The following is a 4,018-nucleotide window of genomic DNA, read 5'->3' on the forward strand; positions in this document are numbered from 1 at the left end:
CCCGAACCCGGCCGCGAGCTGGGCATATGTGTGCCCCATCCGCAGGTGGGCGAGCGCGAGCAGGGCCTGGCGGCCAGGATTCAGACGCCTCCAGCGGGAGCCGATCGCGCGACGATGCTGCCGCAGACGAGCGGACAGGAAGCGCAGGGCAGAACTGGACACGTCGACGCCCGACGGGTAGACAAGCATGCGAAGCCTCTGGTGGAGACGGATTTCTTGGTCGAAAACCCATCTACCAGGGGCTTCACCTGTCTGTCAGCCCAACTCCGCAACCAGACGCCCAGGTTGAAAAGGGCTCACTGCCTGGACGGCTGGCCGATAAAGCGCGTTCTGAGCATGCAGCTGCGTGGCTCGCCCGGTGCTACTGAAACCTGCGCGGCTGAGCGATCACCGGGATGGCCTCTGTGATCCGAGGACGATGCCGATCAGTCCGCCCACGACTGCGCCGAGCCATGGACCGAGATAGGCGAGAGAGGAGACATCGGCGTTCCAAGTGCGGACGATGATGATGATCAGACCGAGCAGAATCGACTGCGCGATCAGATAGACCAAGATCTTTCGTCGTGCGGTCCAGCCTCGCATGTGCTCTACGAGTTTCTGCCTCATCAAGCCCCCCTGGCCATCGGAACGACGTGGACGATGGTAGAGCTCGCAGAGCACAGGCGACGCGTTCCTGCCCTGTCAATCCCCTCGGGTTGTGGAGATCTTTCAAGCGGCCAGCTCCACGGTGGGGTCGGCCTGGTGGTCTCGTTCGTAGTCGATCGGGCTGTGGTACCCGCACACGCTGTGTAGCCGTCGGGTGTTGTAGAAGCCGGTGATCCAGGTCGCGATCCTCAGCCGGGCCTCGGTGCGGGTGGTGAACGTGTGCCGGTGGACGTACTCGACCTTGAGCACGCTGTTGAACGCCTCGCTGACGGCGTTGTCGAAACACGACCCGACGCGGCCCATGGACTGGGTCACGCCCAGGCGGCGACAGGCCCGGCGAAAGCGCCGGGAGACGTATTCGCTGCCGTGGTCGCTGTGAAAGATCACGCCCCTGACGTCGCCGCCGCGGGTGGCCGTGGCCATGTTCAGGGAGGCGACGACGAGCTCGGCGTCGTGACGGGCGCCCATCGCATAGTCGAGCAGCCGGCGCGAGAACAGGTCGATGACGGTGGCCAGGTAGAGCTTGCCCTCACCAGTGGTGATCTCGGTCATGTCACCGCACCACACCTGGTCCGGAGCCGCCGCGGTGAAGTCACGACGCACGAAGTCCGGCGCCGCCGGCCGTTTGCCGGGCCGGGTCAGCCCGCGCCGGTGGCGGACCTTCCGTCCGGCCAGGCCGAGTTCGGCCATGAGGCGGGCCACGGTGTTCACCGAGACCCGCCAGCCCGCGCGGACCAGAAGGAGCCAGACCTTCGGGGAACCGTAGGTGCCGCCGGAGCCCTCGAAGATCCCCGTGATCGCGTCGGCCAGCTGTCCCCGCCGGACTTCACGCGCGGTGGTGGGCTTGTCGCGCCACTTGTAGAACCAGGACTCCGACACTTCCAGGACCTGGCAGGCCAGACGGTGCGGGACGCGGTGCTCGGTCCTCTGGTTACCGATGAGCACGGCCAGGGCGGCCGGGGCCGTCCCGGTCACTTCACCCAGAGGACCATGCATCGCTTGAGGACATCACGCTCCATCTCCAGCTCGCGTATCCGCTTGTTCTTCTCCGACATCTCCCGCCGTAGCCGCTCCAGCTCGGCGCGCTCGGCCTCGCACATCCGGCCGCCCGGCGCGGGCTCGGCCGGCCGGTCGGACGACGCCGACCCGTTGCGCCGCCACCGCGACACCCAGCTGTGCAGCGTGCCGGAGTGGACGCCGAGCTCCTCGGCGACCTCAGGGATCGGCCTGCCCGTCTCGATCACGATGCGCACAGCACCCTCACGAAACTCAGGCGTGTACGTCCGTTGCTTGGAACCCATGAACCCCAACTCCCCCTGCAATCACGGACTCCACGCTACGAGGGGAGGAACACCGGCACCGCCCCTCGGCTGCCTCGCCCCCTTGTTCGCGAGGCCGTCTCTCACCAGATCGAAGTACTCCGCCGGCACCGCGAACCCGAACACGCCTTCACTGAGATCGCCGCCCAGGAGGAAATTCTCCGGACCCGGCAGCGCCGCACCGGGCACGACGGAACACTGGAGGCCAGCATCCGGGCCGCCCGCCACCGGGCCCGCACCGAGCGCGGCCAGGCCTCCGGCACACCGGACCGGACCCGGCACGCGAGCGCGGCGTGACACCCGGCGCCGACCGCGCATACCTGATGCGGAGTACGCATATGCCCAGTACGGAGCAGACCCTCCGGCTCACGATCCAGGCCCTGATGCGCCTGACCGACGAGCGCCAGGCCGACCTCGCCGCCGGGATCGGCGTACCGCAGCTGGAGCAGTTCTTCCGCTTGGGCACAGGTGCGTTGGCTGACCGGCGGCAGCACTACCACCATCATCCAGAACCAGTGGATCCGGCTTGCCTGGCCCAATGGGCGTGCTGGCTACGGGCTCTGAGGGTGTGGGGGTGATCGGCACCCGAAACACGAGTCCGGTCGGTGACCAGTGCTGACCACAGGTCCCGCGCCTGGGCTGCGTTGCCCGCATCGCCGGTCCAACGGGCCTGCTGCTCGCGGGCGCCGAAGGTGTGGGGGTGGTCGGCGCCCAGGGCACGAGTCCGGTCGGTGACCAGCGCCGCGTACAAGTCACGTGCTTCGGCTGCAGCGCCAGCCTCGCCGGTCCAGGCGGCGTGGCTGTGGCGGGCTCTGAGGGTGTGGGGGTGATCGGCACCCGAAACACGAGTCCGGTCGGTGACCAGTGCTGACCACAGGTCCCGCGCCTGGGCTGCGTTGCCCGCATCGCCGGTCCAACGGGCCTGCTGCTCGCGGGCGCCGAAGGTGTGGGGGTGGTCGGCGCCGAGTTCTTCGGCGTGGCGGCGTACGAGCAAGGTGAACAGGTCGCGAGCCTTGCCCGGTTCACCGCTTTCACCAAGAAATTTCGCCCGGGCCCGCAGGGCTTCCAGCGTGCTTTGATCAACCCCCTCATGGTCTTCCGCGCCGGACGCTGTCCCGCCCCCGGTCGGCTCGCGCACCTCCGTCGGGTGTGGTGCCTGTTCCTGGGTGACCGGGCGCGTCGGGGGCGGGGGAGGAACGATCGCGGTCTGTTCCGCGGCGCCGCTGAAGACGAGGCCGGGGCGGGCGCGGTTCTCGACCAGGTCGCACACCGCCGGGGGCAGCCACGTTCGCACCGCGTGCGCACTCGCTTCCGCGCCCGCGTACCGCGCGAACCGTTCGAGGACCTCCTCGGGGCTCGGCCGCCGCCCCGGTTCCTTGTCGAGGCAGTCCCGCACCAGCCCCACCACCCCGCCCGGCACGCCGTCCAGGTCCGGCGCGTCGAAGAACGTCGCGGTCATCACCGCGAGGATGTCCGTCCCCACGAACGGCGCGCGCCCGGTCGCCGCATGAACCAGCAGCGCCCCCAGAGCGAACACGTCACTCGTCGGCGCGGCCGCCCCCCGCAGATGCTCCGGCGCCATGAACCCCGCCGTCCCCACCACATGCCCCACCGACGTCGACGCGGTGGAACCGTGCAGGGCCTTGGCGATCCCGAAGTCGATCACCCGCGGCCCGTCCTCGGCCACCAGCACGTTCCCCGGCTTCAGATCCCGGTGCACCAGTCCCTCCTGGTGCACCGCCACCAGCGCCTCCGCGACCCCGGCCGCCAGCCACCACAACCCCCGCTCCGGCAGCACACCGCACCGCGCCACGACCTCCTCCAGTGACGGCGCCGGCACGAACGCCGTCGCCAGCCACGGCACCGGCTCATCCTCACCGGACACCCCCACCACCGGCGCGGTGAACACCCCGTTCACCCGCTGCGCCGCCCGCGCCTCCCGGACGAACCGCTTGCGGAAATCCGCGTCGTGGGCCAGGTGCGGTGTGCTGCCGGAGCGGGGGTTGTGGTGGCTGGCGGCCGGGGTCGCGGAGGCGCTGGTGGCGGTGCACCAG

Annotated in this window: 5 protein-coding genes; all 5 read right to left on the reverse strand. The window is 69.7% G+C overall.

What is annotated here, in order from left to right:
- A partial coding sequence (locus tag EAO76_RS39710) for a transposase family protein (protein ID WP_148841111.1) occupies positions 1-189 on the reverse strand: 189 nt, incomplete at its 3' end.
- Between the two features lie 198 nt (positions 190-387).
- The gene (locus EAO76_RS39715) at positions 388-606 is read right to left on the reverse strand and encodes a hypothetical protein (RefSeq protein WP_148841112.1); all 219 of its coding nucleotides are present in this window, start codon (positions 604-606) and stop codon (positions 388-390) included.
- Positions 607-708: 102 nt separating this feature from the next.
- Positions 709-1,620 carry an IS3 family transposase gene (locus EAO76_RS39720; RefSeq protein WP_222872245.1) on the reverse strand — a complete coding sequence of 304 codons (912 nt, stop codon included), beginning with the start codon at positions 1,618-1,620 and terminating at the stop codon, positions 709-711.
- Positions 1,617-1,946: a transposase gene (locus EAO76_RS39725; protein WP_148841114.1), complete on the reverse strand. Its 330-nt coding sequence runs from the start codon at positions 1,944-1,946 to the stop codon at positions 1,617-1,619. Before EAO76_RS39725 ends, EAO76_RS39720 begins: the two co-directional genes overlap by 4 nt.
- A gap of 520 nt (positions 1,947-2,466) precedes the next feature.
- Positions 2,467-3,942: a serine/threonine-protein kinase gene (locus EAO76_RS39735; RefSeq protein WP_262376148.1), complete on the reverse strand. Its 1,476-nt coding sequence runs from the start codon at positions 3,940-3,942 to the stop codon at positions 2,467-2,469.
- Between the last annotated feature and the right edge of the window lie 76 nt (positions 3,943-4,018).

This window comes from Streptomyces sp. sk2.1, from assembly GCF_008120935.1.
Classification (GTDB): Bacteria; Actinomycetota; Actinomycetes; order Streptomycetales; family Streptomycetaceae; genus Streptomyces.